This is a genomic window from Akkermansia sp. N21169 (assembly GCF_029854675.1).
In the GTDB taxonomy this organism is placed as follows: domain Bacteria; phylum Verrucomicrobiota; class Verrucomicrobiia; order Verrucomicrobiales; family Akkermansiaceae; genus Akkermansia.
Genome location: NZ_JARWNC010000041.1, coordinates 64,510 through 84,169 on the forward strand (window position 1 = coordinate 64,510; position 19,660 = coordinate 84,169).

The 19,660-nt window shown below is 53.9% G+C and carries 17 protein-coding genes; 6 read left to right on the forward strand and 11 right to left on the reverse strand.

Going from position 1 to position 19,660, the window contains the following annotated elements:
• The first annotated feature begins 97 nt into the window (after positions 1 to 97).
• The 5 genes from QET40_RS10935 to QET40_RS10955 all read left to right on the forward strand — a co-directional run bounded on the left by QET40_RS10935 (position 98) and on the right by QET40_RS10955 (position 6,697).
• Entirely contained in the window at positions 98 to 1,513 is a 1,416-nt protein-coding gene (locus QET40_RS10935; RefSeq protein WP_280127211.1) for an LptF/LptG family permease, read from the forward strand.
• Entirely contained in the window at positions 1,510 to 2,190 is a 681-nt protein-coding gene (locus QET40_RS10940; RefSeq protein WP_280127212.1) for an HAD-IA family hydrolase, read from the forward strand. The genes QET40_RS10935 and QET40_RS10940 overlap by 4 nt, the downstream gene beginning before the upstream one ends.
• Positions 2,191 to 2,358: 168 nt before the next feature.
• Entirely contained in the window at positions 2,359 to 5,055 is a 2,697-nt protein-coding gene (locus QET40_RS10945; protein ID WP_280127213.1) for a 2-oxoglutarate dehydrogenase E1 component, read from the forward strand.
• Between the two features lie 21 nt (positions 5,056 to 5,076).
• Entirely contained in the window at positions 5,077 to 6,129 is a 1,053-nt protein-coding gene (locus tag QET40_RS10950; protein ID WP_280127214.1) for a 2-oxo acid dehydrogenase subunit E2, read from the forward strand.
• A 19-nt stretch (positions 6,130 to 6,148) separates the two neighbouring features.
• Positions 6,149 to 6,697: a DUF4328 domain-containing protein gene (locus tag QET40_RS10955; RefSeq protein ID WP_280127215.1), complete on the forward strand. Its 549-nt coding sequence runs from the start codon at positions 6,149 to 6,151 to the stop codon at positions 6,695 to 6,697.
• Positions 6,698 to 6,721: 24 nt separating this feature from the next.
• Here the strand turns inward: QET40_RS10955 and QET40_RS10960 are convergent, their stop codons facing one another.
• The 6 genes from QET40_RS10960 to QET40_RS10985 all read right to left on the reverse strand — a co-directional run bounded on the left by QET40_RS10960 (position 6,722) and on the right by QET40_RS10985 (position 13,990).
• Positions 6,722 to 8,719, reverse strand: coding sequence for a prolipoprotein diacylglyceryl transferase family protein (locus QET40_RS10960; RefSeq protein WP_280127216.1), 1,998 nt, complete (start codon positions 8,717 to 8,719; stop codon positions 6,722 to 6,724).
• Positions 8,716 to 9,528: a hypothetical protein gene (locus tag QET40_RS10965; RefSeq protein ID WP_280127217.1), complete on the reverse strand. Its 813-nt coding sequence runs from the start codon at positions 9,526 to 9,528 to the stop codon at positions 8,716 to 8,718. The genes QET40_RS10960 and QET40_RS10965 overlap by 4 nt, the downstream gene beginning before the upstream one ends.
• A gap of 340 nt (positions 9,529 to 9,868) precedes the next feature.
• The gene (locus tag QET40_RS10970; protein ID WP_280127218.1) at positions 9,869 to 10,516 is read right to left on the reverse strand and encodes an ankyrin repeat domain-containing protein; all 648 of its coding nucleotides are present in this window, start codon (positions 10,514 to 10,516) and stop codon (positions 9,869 to 9,871) included.
• Positions 10,517 to 10,531: 15 nt separating this feature from the next.
• Positions 10,532 to 10,690 carry a hypothetical protein gene (locus tag QET40_RS10975; RefSeq protein ID WP_280127219.1) on the reverse strand — a complete coding sequence of 53 codons (159 nt, stop codon included), beginning with the start codon at positions 10,688 to 10,690 and terminating at the stop codon, positions 10,532 to 10,534.
• A gap of 306 nt (positions 10,691 to 10,996) precedes the next feature.
• Entirely contained in the window at positions 10,997 to 13,228 is a 2,232-nt protein-coding gene (locus QET40_RS10980; protein ID WP_280127220.1) for a TIM-barrel domain-containing protein, read from the reverse strand.
• Positions 13,229 to 13,369: 141 nt separating this feature from the next.
• Complete coding sequence (locus QET40_RS10985; RefSeq protein WP_280127221.1) at positions 13,370 to 13,990, reverse strand: N-acetyltransferase; 621 nt, start codon at positions 13,988 to 13,990, stop codon at positions 13,370 to 13,372.
• A gap of 219 nt (positions 13,991 to 14,209) precedes the next feature.
• Between QET40_RS10985 and QET40_RS10990 the strand changes: the two genes are divergently transcribed.
• Positions 14,210 to 14,707, forward strand: coding sequence for a hypothetical protein (locus QET40_RS10990; protein WP_280127222.1), 498 nt, complete (start codon positions 14,210 to 14,212; stop codon positions 14,705 to 14,707).
• A gap of 49 nt (positions 14,708 to 14,756) precedes the next feature.
• On the opposite strand, the gene QET40_RS10995 is transcribed toward QET40_RS10990, so the two are convergent.
• The 5 genes from QET40_RS10995 to QET40_RS11015 all read right to left on the reverse strand — a co-directional run bounded on the left by QET40_RS10995 (position 14,757) and on the right by QET40_RS11015 (position 19,522).
• Positions 14,757 to 15,776 (reverse strand): chorismate-binding protein, encoded by a 1,020-nt coding sequence (locus QET40_RS10995; protein WP_280127223.1) that lies wholly within the window; start codon positions 15,774 to 15,776, stop codon positions 14,757 to 14,759.
• Between the two features lie 96 nt (positions 15,777 to 15,872).
• A complete protein-coding gene (locus tag QET40_RS11000; RefSeq protein WP_280127224.1) occupies positions 15,873 to 17,147 on the reverse strand; it encodes a glutamate-5-semialdehyde dehydrogenase in 1,275 nt (424 codons plus the stop codon).
• Positions 17,147 to 17,902, reverse strand: coding sequence for a glutamate 5-kinase (gene proB, locus QET40_RS11005; RefSeq protein WP_280127225.1), 756 nt, complete (start codon positions 17,900 to 17,902; stop codon positions 17,147 to 17,149). The genes QET40_RS11000 and proB overlap by 1 nt, the downstream gene beginning before the upstream one ends.
• An 85-nt stretch (positions 17,903 to 17,987) precedes the next feature.
• Complete coding sequence (locus tag QET40_RS11010) at positions 17,988 to 18,923, reverse strand: HlyD family efflux transporter periplasmic adaptor subunit (protein ID WP_280127226.1); 936 nt, start codon at positions 18,921 to 18,923, stop codon at positions 17,988 to 17,990.
• Positions 18,924 to 19,069: 146 nt separating this feature from the next.
• Positions 19,070 to 19,522, reverse strand: coding sequence for a YbjN domain-containing protein (locus QET40_RS11015; RefSeq protein ID WP_280127227.1), 453 nt, complete (start codon positions 19,520 to 19,522; stop codon positions 19,070 to 19,072).
• Between the last annotated feature and the right edge of the window lie 138 nt (positions 19,523 to 19,660).

The window sequence follows — 19,660 nt, forward strand, 5'->3', positions numbered from 1 at the left end:
TAAAAAAGAGAAAGACAAGGAAACGCAAACTTACCGGGTGAAGGCAAAATTCAGGCTTCCGTTCCCTGAGCGGGTTATTATAATGCGCTCCGTCCCCATGAGTTCAGCCTCTGCACAGCTCCGTCGATTTCTGCCATTTATCCTGACTTTGGGGATCGGCAGCGTGCTGGCCTTCTATTTGATGAACCGCGAGTGGTCGCAGATGCAATGGGAAATCCCCGGCACGCGGGCAGAGTATCCACTTGCCCAGTCATTACGGCCCTGGCTGATATCCATCGGGTGTTTCCTGCCGGCAGTCGGAGCATTGATCTATGCTTTCATCGATATCATGGATCGGTACATTACCCGGATGTTCCTGTCATCTTTCCTGTTATGTACGGGCATCCTCTCCCTGATCTTCATTCTGGGGGACTTCGCAGAGAATGTGGGAGAATTCGGGGAATTTGACGATCCCATTCTATCTACCGTCCATTTCTACTTGCTGCAGATGCCGATGATTCTCAATCTCGTGCTTCCCTACACGCTGCTGCTCGGCGTATTGTGGGCACTCAGCAAGTTGTCCGGATCTTCGGAAATCACCGGAATGCTGCAATCCGGGCGTTCCCTTCTGCGCATCACGGCGCCCATTATTGTAGGTTCTTGCTTCGTGGCGGCGTATTTCGGAATTTTCGGGTTCCACTGGGCGCCCAATTCCACGCTATACCGCAAGCTCCTGTTTGCATCCATATCCGACAGCCGGAATATGGAAAACAACCCTTTTGCCAAAGCCTGCCGATATAAAAACGAAGTAGCCGGGCGCATTTGGAATATTCGCATCCCTCCTGAAATCGATTCTCCGGGTGCGCCTCTTATCGATGTTCATATCGAACAATTCTCCGCTCCCGGTGTGTTGAATTACGAAATTTTCGCAGATTCTGCTTCTTGGAACCATGCCACACGAGTCTGGACGTTCAAGAATGCCGTTTACCGCAAACACAATGAAACTCCGAAAAACTTGGAAATCGTCCCGGAATTCGAAAAAAAGATTCATCCTACCCTGGTAACCGAATTCCCGGAAACGCCCTGGCAGTTGATTTCGCCGTCGTTTCGTGTTGATACGCAAGGAACGCCAACCATCAAAAGCATTATCGACAATCGCTCCGTCAATCCCAAGATGTCCCGGGCTTTGCATACGGAATGGCATGTCCGTATTGCTAAAATCTTCTCCTGCATCCTGCTGGGCATCATCGCTATCCCTTCAGCCATTACATTCCAGAGGCGTTCCCCAATGGCGGGCATCGGCATTGCCATTTTCCTGGCTGCCGCCATGCTGTTCCTCTACGAATTTTTTCCGACACTGGCATCTGCCGGTTACTTCCCTTCCTGGCTGGGAGCCTGGCTGCCTAATATCATCTACGCCATCATTGCCGTATACCTTTTCAAGAAGCGCCTTGCCATGCGTTCGTTCCAAGAGTGGTTCGCCCAGTTTAAAGCCGAACGGGCAGCCTCCCGTAATCCCCATATCCCCTCATGATCGAATCGCCCGTTCCCTTCTCCAAAGCTGTTCTTTTTGACTTCGACGGTGTCCTTGTCGACACGGAATGGGCCATTTATCAATCCTGGGAACGCGTGTTCCGGGCTCATGGGCATGCCCTGCCTTTGGACTGCTTCAACCAATGCCTCGGAAGCGGATACACGCACTGGAATCCGGCCGACCATCTGGAAAGCCTCACGGGTAAAACATACGACTGGGAGACCATCAATGCCGAACGCCAAAAACGCATCCATGCCGATCTGGCCCATTCCGGGCTAATGACCGGTGCCTTGGAACTGCTAAACTGGTGCCGGAAACAAGCCCTGCCATTGGCCGTAGCCTCCAGTTCATCCCATCGATGGGTGGACGGATGGTTGGAAAAACTGGGGATTCGCGACCGCTTTGTCTCCGTCCTCTGCCGAGACGACGGGCTACCCGTCAAACCGGATCCTGCCTTGTACGTTGAATCGGCACGGCGACTGTCCCTGCCCCCTGCGGACTGCCTCGTCATCGAAGACTCCGAAAACGGCACAACAGCCGCCCATCGCGCAGGAATCCCGGTCATTGCCGTTCCGAACAGAATCACCGAATGCGCCAATTTTGAACTGGCGACCTGCCGTGTCTCCTCCTTGCATAAGGTTCTGGAACTGTTGCAGCATTCCCCATTGGCTCGCTAGTCGATTCCACCGGAAAATCGCATCTACCTCAAACTTTTAAGTACAAGTCTATTGTGCGATATGACAAAAGACATTGATATTGCATGACACTTTTTCCGACTCTTTCCGGGATTTTGAATTTTGATTTTACAGTTTCAAGTTCTAGGGTGTAAGAGAATCAAGAATCTCATGAGCTCCTCTATCTTCGCTCGCTTAAATCCAACTGAAATCGAACTGCTTTACCAATCTTGGAACAATGACCCCACATCCGTGGATCCCGTCTGGGCCGCCTACTTTGAAGGCTATGCCCTCGGTTCCGGCAAAGAAGCCGCACCTTCAAGGCCGACATCCAGGTTGCCTTTTGTTCCTGTGGAAACCGTTCAAGAAATCGTCTCAGCCGATCCGTCTACCTACTTCCGCCGCAACGGTCACCATTTTGCGGACATCAACCCGCTCTATCCCATTTCCAGGGAAGAACGCCTTGCCTCCCTGCCGGAGGGCATTTGCGCCGATGCGGAAACAATCTGCCGATTGTTCGACTTGTATTGCGACAAGACGGGTTACGAATACACCCACATTGATTCCCCGGAAATCGTCAACTGGATCAAGGCCAGAATCGAATCCAGCGATCAGGAAGTTCTCAATACACCGGAAAAACGTATCTCCGCTCTGGAAAAACTCCTCCAGTCGGAACAATTTGAAGAATTTCTGGGCAAAAAATTCCTTGGTGAAAAACGCTTCTCCCTCGAAGGCGGAGAAGGCTTGATCGTCCTCCTCCAAAGTATCTTGGACAACTGCCCCGCCAACGAAATCTCCCATGTGGAACTAGGAATGGCCCACCGCGGACGCCTGAATGTCCTGGCCAATATCTTGCACAAATCCCTTCGCAATATCTTCTACGAATTCACGCCCGACTACATGCCGGACAACCCCGAAGGAGGAAGCGACGTCAAATACCACCTCGGTTACGCTACCACCCTCACCTTCCCGGATGGGCAGTCGCTGGACGTCACCCTTTCCGCCAATCCTAGCCACCTCGAAGCCGTCGACCCCATCGTGGAAGGCCGCGCCCGTGCCGTCCAGCATGAAATCGGTGACAATGCCCGCAAGAAAGTCCTGCCCATCCTCATCCACGGAGATGCCGCATTTGCCGGGCAAGGCCTCGTCAGCGAAGTGCTGAACCTATCCCAACTGCGGGGGTACAAGACCGGCGGTACCATCCATATCATCGTCAACAACCAGATCGGCTTCACAACCGATCCGGGAGAAGCGCGTTCCAGCCGTTATGCAACGGATATGGCCAAGATGGTGCAGGCTCCTATTCTTCATGTCAACGGAGAGTCTCCCGAAGCCCTTGTCAAGGCCGCCCTTTTTGCCCTCGACTTCCGCCAGAAATTCGCCTTCGACATCGTGCTGGACATCTATTGCTACCGCAAGCTCGGTCACAATGAAACCGACCAGTCCTCCTTCACCAATCCCATGCTGGCGGCTACAATCGCCAACCACCCCGGAGCCGTTGCCAGCTATTCCCGCGAACTCATCGAGCGCGGCGACCTGACCGAAGCCGGCTTCAAGGAAATAGCAGACCGCCAGTGGCAAGCTATGGAAGAACAGCTCCAGCAGCTCTCTGTCATGTCTGTCCACTCCATCATGCCGCCCCTCTCCTCGACCCGCGGCCACGGCGTCCTGCCATACTCGCACGACATTATCAACACCGGCATCACGCCGAATATGTACCGCTTCGTCGGAGAAGGCATCACCCGCCTTCCGGAAGGATTCCACCTTCACCCCACTCTGGAAAAGCGCGTATTTGCCCGTCGCAAAGCCGCCTTCGAAAACGGGACTCCTCTCGATTGGGGCATGGGAGAAGCCCTCGCCTGGGGTTCACTAATGATGGAAGGCACTCCCGTCCGCATTAGCGGACAAGACTGCCAGCGAGGCACGTTCTCGCACCGTCACGCCGTCGTCCACGATCAGGAAACGGGAGCCATTCACATCCCGCTGGAACACCTCTCCCCAGACCAGGCTCCCTTCCGCATCTTCAATTCCTCCCTGTCGGAAGCCTCCATCCTTGGCTTCGAATACGGATACTCCCTCGGTTCTCCGGATACACTCACCATGTGGGAAGCCCAGTTCGGCGATTTTGCCAACGGAGCACAGGTTATCATTGATCAGTTTATCGCAGCGGCGGAAGCCAAGTGGCGCCAGGGCTCCAGCATTACCCTACTCCTGCCCCACGGATACGAAGGAGCCGGTTCGGAACACTCCAGCGCGAGAATCGAACGCTACCTGCAACTCTGTGCCCAGCGCAACATGCAAATTCTGAACCTGACGACTCCCGCCCAGCTCTTCCATGCCCTCCGCCGCCAAATCAAGCAGAAGGCAGCCAAGCCGATGGTAATCTTCACCCCCAAGAGCCTGCTCTCCCTGCCGGACGCCGTCTCCCCCATGAAGGACTTCCTCTCCCCATCCGGGTTCCAGGAAATCCTCCCCGACCCGGAATCTCCGACCCCTCGGGAGTGCAGACGCGTCATCCTATGTTCCGGCAAGGTCTTCTACGACCTCATGAACTATCGCCGGGAACACGGTATCACAGACACTCTTATCGTCCGGATCGAACAGCTCTACCCCATCTACGACGAACTGCTCACCTACACCTTGGCCCCCTACGAACACATCCGGGATTACTGCTGGTGCCAGGAAGAACCGGAAAACATGGGACCGTGGAATCACATCCGTCCCCGTCTCAACAGGATACTCTCCGCCTCCTTCCGATACGCCGGACGTCTCGCCATGGCGTGCCCCGCAGAAGGTGCCAAATCCCTGCATAAGGCCGCCCAAAAGCGCCTTCTCAGCTCCGCATTCAACACCCGTGAAACCCTCTAACCTCTTACCATCTTTTCTCTCATGAGCGATATCATCATCCCCAACTTCGGTGAATCCGTCACATCGGCCACCATCTCTACCTGGAACGTTGAATCCGGAGCCCGAGTCAACGCAGGAGACGTACTCGTCACTCTGGAAACGGACAAAGTAGCATCCGAACTGGAAGCACAGGAAAACGGCATCCTTGAGATCCTCGTCCCCGAAGGCAATGACGTCGGCATCGGAGATGTTATTGGACGCATCTCCGCAACATCCGCCGGGACAGTCCCTTCTCCCGTTGCATCCAAGGTAGCCCAACCGGCACCCCGCCCCGCTCCGGTAGAAGAAAAACCCGCAGCCGCATCCATCCCTGTTCCCGCAGTCTCCCCCCAGTCACCTGTGGAAGAAACGCGCTACTCACGCACCCGCATGTCCCCCTTGAGGCGTACGATTGCAGCAAAACTCGTTGAAGTCCAACACCAGTCTGCCCTATTGACGACATTCAACGAATGCGACATGAGCGCCATCATGGAATTACGGCGCCAGTTCAAAAGCATGCCCAACCCCACCGGAGCACGCCTCGGCTTCATGAGCTTTTTCATCAAGGCCGTCGTCGGAGCACTTCAGGAAGTCCCCCAGGTCAATGCCCGCATCGACGGTGACGACATCATCACCAACCACTATTATGACATCTCCATTGCCGTCGGTACGGACAAGGGCCTCACCGTCCCCGTCCTGCGAAACTGCGACGAGAAAAACCACCTCCAACTGGAACAGGAACTGGCCGAACTCTCCGAAAAAGCCCGCACCAACCGCCTGGGCTGGGAAGACCTCCAGGGGGGAGTCTTCACCATCACCAACGGCGGCGTGTATGGCTCCATGCTCTCCACTCCCATCCCCAATCCGCCTCAAAGCGCCATCCTCGGCATGCACGCTATCATGGAACGCCCCGTCGCCAAGGACGGTCAAATCGTCATCCGCCCGATGATGTACCTGGCCCTTTCCTACGACCACCGGCTTATCGACGGCAAACAGGCAGTCACCTTCCTCGTCAAGATCAAGGAGCTTCTGGAAAACCCCGTCTTCCAGCTCTAACTGTCGTCACCAGGACACCATGCTCTCCCGGCTTACCCGGAAATGTATCTTCCTGATGTCCGCAGCCCTCGCCGTCCGGCTGGTAGCGGACATCAGGTATACCATGGAAAGAGACCTGTACCTCTGCGGCATTCAGGATACCCTGACCAGTTCCCTCATGGCTCTGGACGTCTTCCTGTTCTTCCTGGCTACAGCCGTCTTCCTCACTTGGCTCTACAAATCAGTGGAGATGTTATCCGCCCAGGGAGGACAGTTCCCCATCCGATACACGCCGGGAGCCGCCGTCGCCGGATGCCTGATTCCGCCGCTCTTTCTATATCGACCCTGCCTCGTCCTGATGGATATCCGCCGGGCGACGGCTCCAGACAAATCCATAGCGCCCGTCTTCATATGGTGGGGGTTGCTATGGGGAGGCATCGCCACCAGCATCATAGCCAGTTGCCTGGGATTCTCGCTCACCCCTTCCGAAGCATGGGCCTTCTCCCTCATCTCCCAAAGCGCCGTCATCATATCGACGGGAACCCTCTTCGTCGTCATGAACGGCATTGTCTCAGTCAAAGCACAATAAATTCATACAAAAACGTCAACCCTCTCAGGAAGTCAGACGAGAAAAACGCTTGTTGGAATCCGGAAAATCCATACTCATGCAAAACGCATAAAGTACCCCGAGCAACCCACCCGGAACAAGAGCTTCCGAATTCCACGACGGCAACGGTACGGGCACCATTGCCGAAGGAATATTCCAGAAGACAAAAGCCAGGCACACAAAGCCGACGGCCAGCCACTGGTAATCGGACAATCCCCCATGCCTCCCGGTCTGAGGTTCACCTCGATAGGACTCCTCGACAAAACGGGACAATCCGGCCAAGACAAAATACAGCCCAATCAACAATCCGGCAGGCAATCCCGTACACCAAAGACGCACCAACACCCAGCCGCTCACAATATTAAAACCGATGGAATACAGCGCCGTCGCATGCAGCGGCACACCTGCCCACTCCGTCAATCGGCACACACGAGAAGCCGGGTTGGTATGGACAATGCCCCAATGCCTACAGCAATCGCCAACGGGATGACCGTGGCAACATCCTTGTACCAGGCAACGCAAACGTCCTATCGCCTGAATCCACGGCGACGCTACAGCCATCGCGGCAAACAGGACCCAGCCACTAAACCCGTTCCCACCGTCCGACGCTGGATGAAGCAGAGCCGCTCCTGCGACGCCAACCAGCCCCCCAAGGATAGCTCCATAATAACCGAACGGTCGAAGCAGCCGGGCGGAACCTTCCACGACCTGGGCCCAGACACCGGCTCCAAGCAGAGAGCAGACCGCAACTACGGCAATACCAATCCGATATTCTCTCCCTGCCAGAGACACTGCCAGAACATACCCAAGAAACGCAGCCAGAAACACGTAGGCACCATGGTTGATTATACGCAATGGACCAATCCGGCACGCTCTCCAGGAATTGGCCAGCCTTTCCGCCAATTCCAGCGCAGCCCGGGCAAGAGGCCGCGCGCCGGCAACCACAAAAAAAACCGCCAAGGCCCCCAACACATCCAGCCAGCCGTGCATCCCCGTCTCCACGCAACTCCAAGCCAAGGCACAAGCCCACACGACGGCAGCTGCAATCAGCCACCGGGGTACATACCGCCAGGCGAACCCTGCTACCATCAACGCCCACAATACATGGAACGACGGGAACGCAATACAATAATCGGGTAGACCCTCGCGATCCATCTGCAAACAAAAATCCGCCAGCGTTACCGGATAAAAATCATCCAGGGGACATGACAGAGGAAACATCAGAAACATAAGCACCCCCAACCCGAAACATCCGTATGCCCACAACTCCATACACCTCAGCTTTGCATTGGTATTCAGAGAAAAAACAAGCACAAGCGGTACAATCAGATAAATACTTTGGTAAATCCAAATCGCGGCATCAGAAATATCCGCCGCCGCATCTTCGCCAAAAATCCGGCAATCGGGGGCACTCTCCGCCACCCCGGTCAACGCCCCTCCATAATAAGCCAGAGCCCACACAACGCCAATCATCGCCACCCCGGCGAAACGCTTCACCCAGCCGGGACGCTCTCCATTGGCGAGAGGCAGCCCTAAAAGAGTCGGCGGAGCCGATGAACCAAAACGCCGGATCAAATCCTGGCGCTCATAACCCCAGACAATCGCCGCACACCCCAACATGCTCAACGGCGTCATTACATACAAGCCGGCCGACGACCCCGTCAGCAACGAAACACCGGCACACGACAGGCAAAATCCCCAATAAATAGGATGGGGCACAATCCCGTAAAAACCCGTCGAAACAAACTTAGGCGGAGGAAACGCATTCATCGGAAGACCGCCCCCCTTCACCTTCAGCGCAACCATAGCCCCCGCCATCAGGCAAACGCCGAAAAACAGGGACAAACCTCCAAGCCACACAGAATGGATAGCCTCCAGCTTCACCCAAGGTTCCCATACAAGGGTTCCATTCCACAATAGGCAGGGAATCAAGACACAAAAAGCAAACCCATAAAAAAACCGCCCCCTCACCAAGAGACTCAGACCCCGAACAATAGTATTCATGGTTTAAAACGAACAACCTCGTGAATGGCATACCCATTTTCAGGAGCTCCCAACCCGGGAGCAACCAAAGAAGCAGGCCCCCCCCATTTGGTTTCCTTCAAGTGCAGGATAGAATCGGGAAGCAGGCGTCTCAAAACCATGGGGCTACGAGTCAACACCGTCTCGGAAATATCACCGGAACGCAGGACGCGCTCGCAACTCAGATCCAGACTGCAACCCGCAAAATCCAATCCCTCCCCTGACGGTCTCGTCTTAATCCCTCCCGGCAAAGAAATCGGTTTCCCATTCTCCAGCATAATCGACAAGGGATGGTCCCCCTCCCATACAATCCACGTTAGAGCCCGTCCATTATCCGCATGAAACCGCCCCCAATGCAAGGAATCCAAAGGTAAACTCCACGGTTCCAAATTCATGGTCAGGCATTCCATATACCCGGTACCCTCCAGACGCCATCCCTTTGTAGACATCCAAACCTTGGCTCGGGGCGCCAGGCATTGCCATGAAACATTCCTCCATGGCCCCGATCCATACAAGCTGATCGGGGCGGCAGTCGGCACCACCGGTGTCCACGATCCCTGAATGGAAAGAGGCCAGCATCTCCACTGCCACTTGCCACGCACAAACTCCGGCAACATCCCCCGGATAAACGACTGCCGGGACACAACCATCCCGTCAATATCAACAATCAACAGAGAAGAATGCTTCACATGGACACTCCCCAGAGTAAGATCGGAAGCATAAGCAAGAACAACCGTGCCATCCTCGGTTACACAATCCATATAGTATTTGGTTAAAGAAAATCCTCTCACGTGTATCAACAGTCTTTTTGATAAAGTATAAAATCAATCGCACTTTGGCAATCTAATCCACCCCTGAACTACCAAGCCTTCCCCGTCCCCTTCCCGCCCTGTCTGCTGCCTTTCCAAAAAACGATCATTTTTTGCATTCCGTTTCTTTTCACCAACTCCAAGGGAGGATCGGCATGATCATCGGAAGAAAGAAGAAGAGCCCCGCCCAGAGAAGCAGCACTATCATAGTCATATTGTCCTATTCCACAGCAACATGCAGAAAAGGCCTTTTCGCACCATTACATACATCCACGTCGGCTCCGGTTTCAATCAAAGACTCCACAGACCATATTTTCACCCCTCAGTCACCGCATCCATCAAAAGAATCCCCATTCTTCTCTCTCAGCTCATCGCCCTTGAGCATAGCCTCGGACAAAAAATCCAAACAGCGATCCAATTCATCATGATCACCATTTTGAGCCAAATCCAGAGGAGTTTTCCCTTTTTTATCAAGCGCAAACACATTGCTCCCGGCTTGCAGCAGCATATCTACAATAAAATCATGCCGGTAATAAGCAGCAACATGCAAAGGAGTTCTGCCTTCGTCATCACAAACATTCACGTCCGCGCCCAAAAACAATAAAATCTCCACTTTCATTTCTTCGTTATATTCGGTCGCAAGATGCAATGCAGTTTGTCCGCGATTATCACAGGCATTAATGTCCGCACCGCCGGCAACCAAAATATCTACGACATACGAGTTAGACAGATGCAGAGGAGTTCGCCCCTCCACGTCCCGTGCATGAATATCAGCCCCGAGAGCCAACAAAGACAGAATAGAATTATCATCAAAACAAAATTGAACAGCCTCATGCAAGGGAGTCCTCCCCTGGCTATCCCGAACATGAACATTCATTCCTTCTCGGATCAGCTCTTCTTCATTAAAAAAATCCTGTTCGTCCTCCTCTTTACCAGGGACATTTTCCCGATCTTCATTCTCACTACTCATCGTTTCATTCTCATTTTATTCACTATAAAAAATCAACTGCCCTTTGGCAATCAGATCAAACACACTGACAACGGCTGAAACAAATTCCCTCTCACTGACAAATGTGTAATCCATGGACATCATTTCGACACGGAAGAAGAAAGGAATCATGTCGCGCACCGGAAATTGTATCATGAAGGTCGAATTCCATCTTTCCTATGTGTAAGACGAACTTCCGTCCATACAAGTCCGGAAACTGGAAGATTAAAACAAAATCTACCGGAAAACCAGTGAATCGACATAGCAGCAAGAGCCTCTGTCGATCAAGAAGGTTTGTAAGATTCCCGGCCCCCCGGGACTGAATCTATATCGGGATAAACCGGGGGCACCAATCCCCCGCAGAACCGAAACGGCAGCCACAAGAACACAGGGGGAATATTCGACCCGTCCATCCCTTCACCTGTGTGAAAGAATGGACGGGCAAAAAAGTAACGATAGGAGTTATTTGGCGCTGAAACGCAGCGTTACTTTCTCCCGGATATCGGTTTCGGGGACTTCAACGGTAAAGCCTTGGAGGGATTCATCCGGAGTAACCTGGACGTCTTTTCCATTGACCGTTGCCCGGATGTCAGCCGAGGTCGAGGGAAGTTCAAAGCGGTAACTGCGGGCTTTCACCTGTCCCTGGTAGGAACCTTCGGCGGGGTTGACAGTGATTTCCGTCACACCGTCCTTCAGGGAATAATCCAGTCTGGTTGAAGCGCATTTGCCTTGTTCGTAGTCTCGGGTCATTCCATCGTCTTCGTACAGGGAGAAGCTGTTGGAAGCACCTTCGGAGCCGGGATAGCAACGGACGACCAGTGTCTTCAAGTCGGCGGATGTCATACGGTCGGTGTATGGCTGCATCGGCATGGGATAACCTCCCTTGACAAAGAGGGGGAAAGAGTTGATGTCGCAGCTTTCCGTCACGTATTGACCGCCGCCATACTTCTTGCCACTGTAGAACTGGTACCAGACGTCATGCGGGGGCAGCCACACGCGTTGTTCGGCCACTTTGGCATCGCCTTTGCCAGCTGTCGTGATCGGAGCCCCCAGCAACAAGTCTCCGAAGAGAAATTCCTGCGGATTTTTATAGGCATCTTCTTCTCCCGGGTACTCGATGTACATGGCACGGTTCAGCGGCAGCATGTCCGTATGGCACTGGCGCACGGAAGAATAGATGTAAGGCATCAAGCGGGAACGCAAATGATAAACGGAACGCATGGAGTTTTCCGCCTGTTCCCCCCACTTCCACGGACGGCGATCGGGATTGCCGACGGAATGCAGGCGGAGCGACGAGTTCAACAGACCGAACTGGATCCAGCGAGCCATCAGTTCCGCATCTTCGCCGCCGTAGAATCCGCCCAGATCATGGGCCCAGAAGAAACATCCGGCGTTACCGCTTGTAGCGGTCAATTCGATTTCGAACTTCAACATGTTCCAATTGCCTCCGGAATCGCCGGAAAACTGGATCGGGTGACGGTGGTCTCCCCAACCGCCCCAACGGCTGAATCCGGCACCGCGCAGATTGTCTTGCTTGGAATAGTTGAAGTAAAGATGATTGAGCCAGGGAAGATGTTTCATGTTGGTGCCGCGAACGACGGGATAAACGTAGTCCTGCTGCCAGTCCAGCCACCAGAAAGCCACGCCCATCTTATCCGACTCTTCATGGGCATGTTTCATAAAGGCATCCATGTACTTTTTGTCCCCGGCGTCGAAGACAATATTCTTTCCTTGAACCGGTTCCTGGCCCATTTCTTTCATGAAGGCGGGGTACATGTCCTCGTGGTCGCGGATGCCGTCGTGAGGGTGTTCGTTCAGGACTACGCTGATATTGTCCTTCTTGAACTCTGCGATCAGTCCCGCCGGATCGGGGATCAATTGACGATTCCAGGAATACCCCGTCCATCCGCGAGTACCTGCATGAGCCGTACCCACCCGTCCATCCTTCCGGTGCCAGTCCATGTCAAAAACCATGATATCCAGCGGGAAGTCATGTTCCTTGTACTCCTTGACCAGCTGGCGGTAATCATCAGCCGTATAACTCCACCAGCGGCAGTACCACGAGCCATGGACATACTTGCGCGGCATCGGGGCCGCTCCGCTGACCGCTTTCAAGGACTGAAGCGCGGCCTTGTAATCGTTCCCGTACACGAAAAGGTATAAATCCTGAACGTGATCCCTATCGCGCAGAGTTACCCAGTCATTTTTCAGGACTTCCTTGTTCGAGTCCTGGATCAAATACCAGCCGTCACGGCTCAACAGGCCTTCTTCGAGGGGAACAGGCCCACCGATGCCATCCAACGTTGCGATGGCGCCCTTCAGATTGCGCCTCTGGGAACTGGCCATCCCCCATCCGCAATCCTTGCCGTCCATTTTGAAACTGGCCTTTATGTTCGACTGGCCGAACGGGAACCCGTCATTCTGATACTCAAGCCGCATGGCCGGAGTCGTAAATACATAGCGGTTGTTATCTTTTTTTTCGACCTGAACGCCATCGAACAAGATGTCCCGGTTTTGTGCAAACAAGGTCTTGTCATCCAAAAATTTCCCTTTGTTCGCATATTCCATGCGGACAAGATTGGGTGTAATGAAGGTAAACCGGCAATTATCGATGACGATGGGATTTCCATGGGCATCCGTCCATGCGACTGAGGCAATACCAGCTACGGCAAGCATTTTGGTAAGAGAAGTCATGTCCCCATATACGAAAATGAAACAGAATTTGTTTCACTCCCCTTTGCCTTTTCTCCATCATCTCCTCCTTTTTCAGGCAAAAATACCGGATTGAGACTATTTCTCCCTCCTTCCCACATGTGGCTGGATTCCGGAGTATCTCTACGGAAGTTGGGTATCCGTAATGTGTTTTTCACGGAATGGGAAACGCCTGTCGAATTCCTCCACCTCTTCACTTCCTACTTCAAAAGCCGGGTCGGTATGGAATTCTCCCTCCACACTACTCATGCTTCCGGGCTGCAACTCCAGAAGCATGAGTTCATCAATCATGCCAATGCCCGGCAAACCGATTTGCCAGGGGCGGGTACACTGAAACCCGAAACGTCCGTAGTACTCCGGATGTCCGACAAGGACGACAGCAAGAAACCCGAGTTCCTTTGCCCGGGACACAATCGCCCGTATCAACACCCCTCCCACTCCCTGCTTCCGGCAATCAGGAGCAACGCTCAATGGGCCAAGACACAGGATCCGGTCTTCATCCCGCCTGCCGGGAGACACGATTTTGGCCCTCGTCGCCATTCCATGCCCAATAATGCGCCCTTCCCTCTCGGCCACCAAGTTCAGTTCCGGAATCATCCCGGAAGCCGATCTCAGACGGTGAAGGATCAGATGTTCGCTGCACCCGGGATGGTAAACATCCCAAAATGCGTCTCTTGTCAGGGTTTCGGTTGTGTTGCGGTCCTGTTCCGTTTCCGGACGGATGATCAATTGTGTATCATTCATGATTGTAACATCGAAAGGGGCGCTCCTCTCAGCACCACCGAGGAAGACATGCCGTTTTAATTTATCAAAGGTGTAGCATACCGGTCAACCAGGATCCATTCGCGGCTTCTAACTGGAAGAGGGCGACCTGTCGATCACAAATTTCGTATTTCATGGACGTCAACACGGTCATCTCCCTATTGACCTGGCAGCATTCGTGCAGTATCTTCAAGTCAAACCATGAGAAGTCCACTCCACAACCTGATTCCGCTTCTCGGAGCCACCCTGGCGCTGACAGCCTGTACCGTGGAAGAACCCCTTCTCCGGGCGGAACCCTATTCCACCCCGAAGAGCTTCTTCGACAACTGGCAGCGTGTGGACGCCATGGTCAAATCGGGAACCACCAATCTGCCGGATGCAGAAGCCTCCTTCCGCAAACTCTACGGCGGGCGCCTGACAACTCTCAGAAGCTACCCCTTTGACAACGAATGCATCATCCATGATCCGCCCACGGAACTGATCCTGCTGCATATCCGTACAAAACAACAATTCGAGAGTTTCCTGCGCCATCTCATCAGCGACAACGACTTCATCGATCAGGCACTGACGCACTTCAAAGGTCCTATTCTTGCTCTCGGCAGCGATGCCAGTTCCTGGGTTCTCCTCTTTTTTGATCGTAACGGCATGCTTATCGAAGCCTTTGGAAGAGCCGCTCCGGATGAAGCCAGACCCAGGTAGTATTCCACGGCACTAGGGATATCGCTTCAGGCAACCGTATCGTATCCTCCTATAACCCGAGGGAATGGAGAATCGTGCGGCGCTTCAAAGCCAGTTCACGCCATTCATGGATCAGGCCCGATCCCCGTACGACTCCGCATCCGGCAGTCAGGGCAATATGATCGCCCTCCCAATGGAGGGAACGGATGGCCACCAGCAGGATCGCCTTGCCGTCCACGGAAATGCCGAAGGGGGCTCCGAACTGACGTGGGCAAAGCATGCGATCCCTCCACTCCTGAAGCTGCCGCAGGGTTTCCGGAGTACGGGGCTTGGATCCCAGAGCAGGCGTCGGATGCAAGAGGTTGATCCAAAATCCGGGAGACTTGGCATCCCGCGTTTCCAAATGGATGGAGGAATACATGTGGATCAACGTATCCAGATTCAAAATCCCGCGTGGAGAACGCGTCAGGCGTCCATACGGGGCCAGTCTGCTCATCAGTGTACCGGCCACGATCTCGTGTTCCCGGATTTCCTTGGAATCATGGATGAAAACATTTTCGTCTTCCGGACGGGCCGTTCCGGCCAATGCCATGGTTTCCAGAGTGCGTCCCTCCTGAATAAAGAGATACTCCGGAGTCACTCCGCAAAACCCTTCCCCGCCCGCCCAAAAACCGTACGGATACAATTTCGGAGACGCCTCCAGACACCTAACCATCAATTCCGCCACATCGCCAGGCCGATGCAGCACCCCGGATTCAGCCAAAGCCGGAACTGTTTTTTCGAGGCGTCCGGCTTCGATTTCGGCCATCATCTCGGAAAAAACCTGGGCAAAAGAATCGGGCGCGGGAGCCTCCCAGGAAATATCCACTTCCTTCGTCACCCTGCCGACAGGAGAAGATGTTTCTTCCACCCGTGCAGGAATCTTCCACGGTAGCGGATCCGACAAATCGAACGAGTTAATATAGAAAGCCACACCTTCGCCAGGAGGTTCCGCCGCTTCGGAAAACGGCCCGATCCCCCACAAGACGCGACCACCGTCGAGGCGGACAAACGCTCCGGAATGGATATCTGGGGGCAGAGGCAAATTCACGATACCGATGAATATAGCCCCCTCCCCTGCCGGAATCCAGCGCGATTTGGCATCATGCCCGCCTTCCCATTAGGATGAAGTGGCTGAAAGGCGTTTTCATTCCATCCCCCTGACTCTGTCATGATCCTTCAGCTGCCCGGAGCCTTCGATCTCGTACTTATACGTCGTCAACTCCCGGAGCCCCATAGGCCCCCGAGCATGGAGTTTACCCGTACCAATGCCGATTTCCGCGCCAAAGCCGAACTCTTCCCCATCACTGAACCGAGTCGAGCAATTATGGTAAACGCATGCACTATCCACCATCGTCATGAAAAGCTTCACCGCTCCGGCATCCTCCGTGACAATGGCATCACTGTGGTGAGAACCGTAACGGTTGATATGACTTATGGCGGCATCCAGTCCATCAACAATACAAACGGAAAGAATCAAATCCTCGTACTCCGTCCTCCAATCCTCTTCACTGGCCGGAGAAGCCGTATTACCCAGCAAAGGAAGGCTCTCCGGACACCCACGCAGCTCCACTCCCCGCCGCTCCATTCTGGCCGCCAGACGAGGCAGGAATTCCGAAGCAATATTGCGGCAGACCAGGAGGGTCTCCATCGCGTTGCAAACGCCCGGACGCTGGGTCTTGGCATCGTCACAAATATCCAGGGCCATCTCCAACCGCGCCGAGGCATCAACGTAAGTATGGCAAATACCGTCCAGGTGCTTTAAGACAGGCATGCGCGCATACTGGCTTACAGCAGAAACTAGTCCCTTGCCTCCCCGGGGAATCAGAACATGGACATAGTCTTCCAACTCGCACAACTGGCGGACTTCGTCACGGCCGCCGCCGGCCACCAATTGAACGGCATCCTCAGGCAATCCGCTTTCCACCAAAGCACGCCGGATAGCTCCGATCATCACTTCATTCGTCCTGCGGGACTCCTTCCCTCCGCGAAGAATCACGGCATTACCCGCCTTCACGCACAAAGACGCCGCATCGCACGTCACCGTGCCCCGGCTCTCGTAAATAAACCCGATTACTCCGATCGGTACACTTACCTTTCTGATGATAAGCCCATTGGGACGGTTCCACTCCTCCAGTATCCGCCCCGAAGGATCAGGCAGGGAAGCAACCTTGCGGACACAGGCCACCACTTGGCGCATGCGCCCGGCATCCAGCATCAGCCGGTCGATAAACGCCGCATTGCGTCCCTCTTCACAAGCCATACGGACATCCGCTGCATTAGCCTGCAGGATGGCCGGAGTTTCTTCCTCCAGCAAAGCAGCCATGCGTTCCAAGGCCTCGTTCTTGCGGGCAGTACCCAGCCCCTGCATGGCAATGGCTGCGTCACGGGCGCGTTCTCCATAAACGGTCAAGGGATTCATCACCGTACAGGTTTGAAATAAGTTCCTATTCCGCGGCCTTCCATCAACTCCCCGATGCGTTCCGGGCAGTATCCATTGACGATCCATGTGCCGATCCCCGATTCAACGGCGCGTTTGACGGCACGGAGCTTGGCATGCATACCTCCCATGGAAAACTTCCCGTGGTCCTCTCCTGCAAATCCCAGCACATCATCCACATTCTCCACTTCGGAGATAATCGTCTTGCGTTCCTCGTCCGGCGGGTACAAGCCATCCACCCCGGTCAGGAGGAACAACCTGTCAGCCTGGATCAATTCCGCCATCAGAACGGAAAGAATATCGTTATCTCCGAACTTCAATTCCTGGACAGCAACCGTGTCGTTCTCATTGATAATAGGAATGATATTGCCGCGTTTCGCCAGGCAATCCAGCGTTGCATGCACATAATCCCGTCTGTCCCGCAAGTCGTCGGCCGTCAACAGGAGCTGGGCGGCATTAATCCCGAAGTGCTGGAAAAGGTTGTCGTAAATATGCATCAGGCGGGTCTGTCCGACGGCAGCACAAGCCTGCCTGACCGAGAGTTCGGACGGATAGGCTGAAAGCCCCATCACATTCACCCCGGCCCCCACCGCGCCGGAACTGACGAGAAAGACTTGATGACCGTCCTCCATCAACGAGGCCAATGCACTCACGAGATGCACGATGGAAGCTTCGTCCAAAGTGCCGGATTCCTGTTTGGTCAGAACGCCTGTCCCGACTTTTACAACTATTTTCATATCATTGTTCGCATGGTTATCGATTAGTAAAAACAAAAAAGGAACGACCATCCGGTCATTCCCTCCTGAAGCAGAATCAAACAAATCAGGCTGCAACTCCCGGAGGGGCGGAGGCAGGCATTGGAGGACAAGGTTCTCCCGCAGGTCGCTCTTCTTGCTTCAATACGGGAACGCCATCGGCACCATCACCGGCTACACCGGACGGCAACAACTCGACGCGGACAGACAATCCAACCGGCGCCACACGCAAATTAACCGGATTCGCCTCATTGGCATCCATACGGGCCACCAGCATCAAATCAGCCGATTTGGGATCCACCCGTCCCTCCAGCCGATCCACCTTCCCTTCCCATTGGTAGCGAAGTTCCCCCACCTGGATATAGGCATACACACGGGCATTGGTATTTCCCTCGGAGTTCCACCCCAGTTGTTCAAGATTTTTGACAGGAACGGCAACGCGCACCACCCGCTCATCCAAGGAAAACAACGAAGCAACAGGAGTACCATCCTGCACCCGGCTTCCCTTGTCGACCAAGCGGGAGCCGATCACGCAATCGTATGGGGCCACAACCGTAGTTCTCTCAAGCGCTTGCTCCGCAATTTTGACTTCCGCCTCCATAGCCTCGACACGAGCAGCCAAAGCCCGGCGATGCGGAAGCCTGACAAGCAGTTCGGATGAACTTCCCTGCTTGTGCGATTTATCTCCCACCCAGGAACCCACCGAATTAATAGCCTGGGCTTTTTCTTCGACCATTTCCAGGCGAGTTTGTTCCAAATCCGCCTTGGCTTGGGACAAGCGAGCCAAATACTCCAACTTGCCCACCTTGAGCATTTCCTGCCCTTTGCGAAACTTGCCTCCCGGAGTCAATTCCGGACTGATCCATTCGACGAATCCCGTAACACCGGAGGTCAGTTCCGTCTCATGCAGGGCTTCCACCGTGCCAAACACGCACACCGGTTCCGGCGCCGCTTGCTGCTTTTCCTCCAACGGAGGGAGAAGCTGGTTTGCGGGAGAATTCATGGAAACCTCGCATTCAAGAGGTTCCGATTTCCGGAGACCGACAAAACAGAGAATGCCTATTTGCAACACGAGAATAGCAATGAGCACCCATTGCGTTCCCTTATGAGCATCCGGTTTCATGAAATGGCTCGCCGAGAATTCGCCCTTTAACCGGGGAATTCGGTTTCCAGCGTTTGCGCATATGTTTCAGCCGTATCCAATCCGATTCGTTCCAGATTGAAGATAAGCTGATTAAACTGTTCTGCGGAAAGATTCAGTTTTTCAACCACAACGGACTGGCGGAAATACACATACCCGCTATTGAGATCCAGACGGAAATCGCCGCACATTTGGTCTTCATTCAATTTACCGAGGATCAGGCTCATTTCCACATGTCTGTCCTGCGGAACTTTGGCAGCAAAGAGCACATCCAGAATCAGTGTCTGGGGATTGGACGCCTCCGTGAAAAGGAAGCTCGTCGGAATCATGGTATCATATTGGACGTAGGCAATGCCCGTCTTCGTGGATAAATCCCCCGATTCGGAAATCCATTCAAATTCATCTCCACGCTGAACAAGAATACTGCAAACGCGATCAAGCAGACTTGGTTTTGTTTCCATAAGTTAAAATCGACTACGGTGTAGAACAGCCTATCCTCCACGGGAATCATCTCAGCCATCCTGTGTAACCAGATTAACCTTCCCCGTAGGAGAGTCAAGACATAGCTGAGGGCTTTGAACACTCTCCTGCAGAAAACT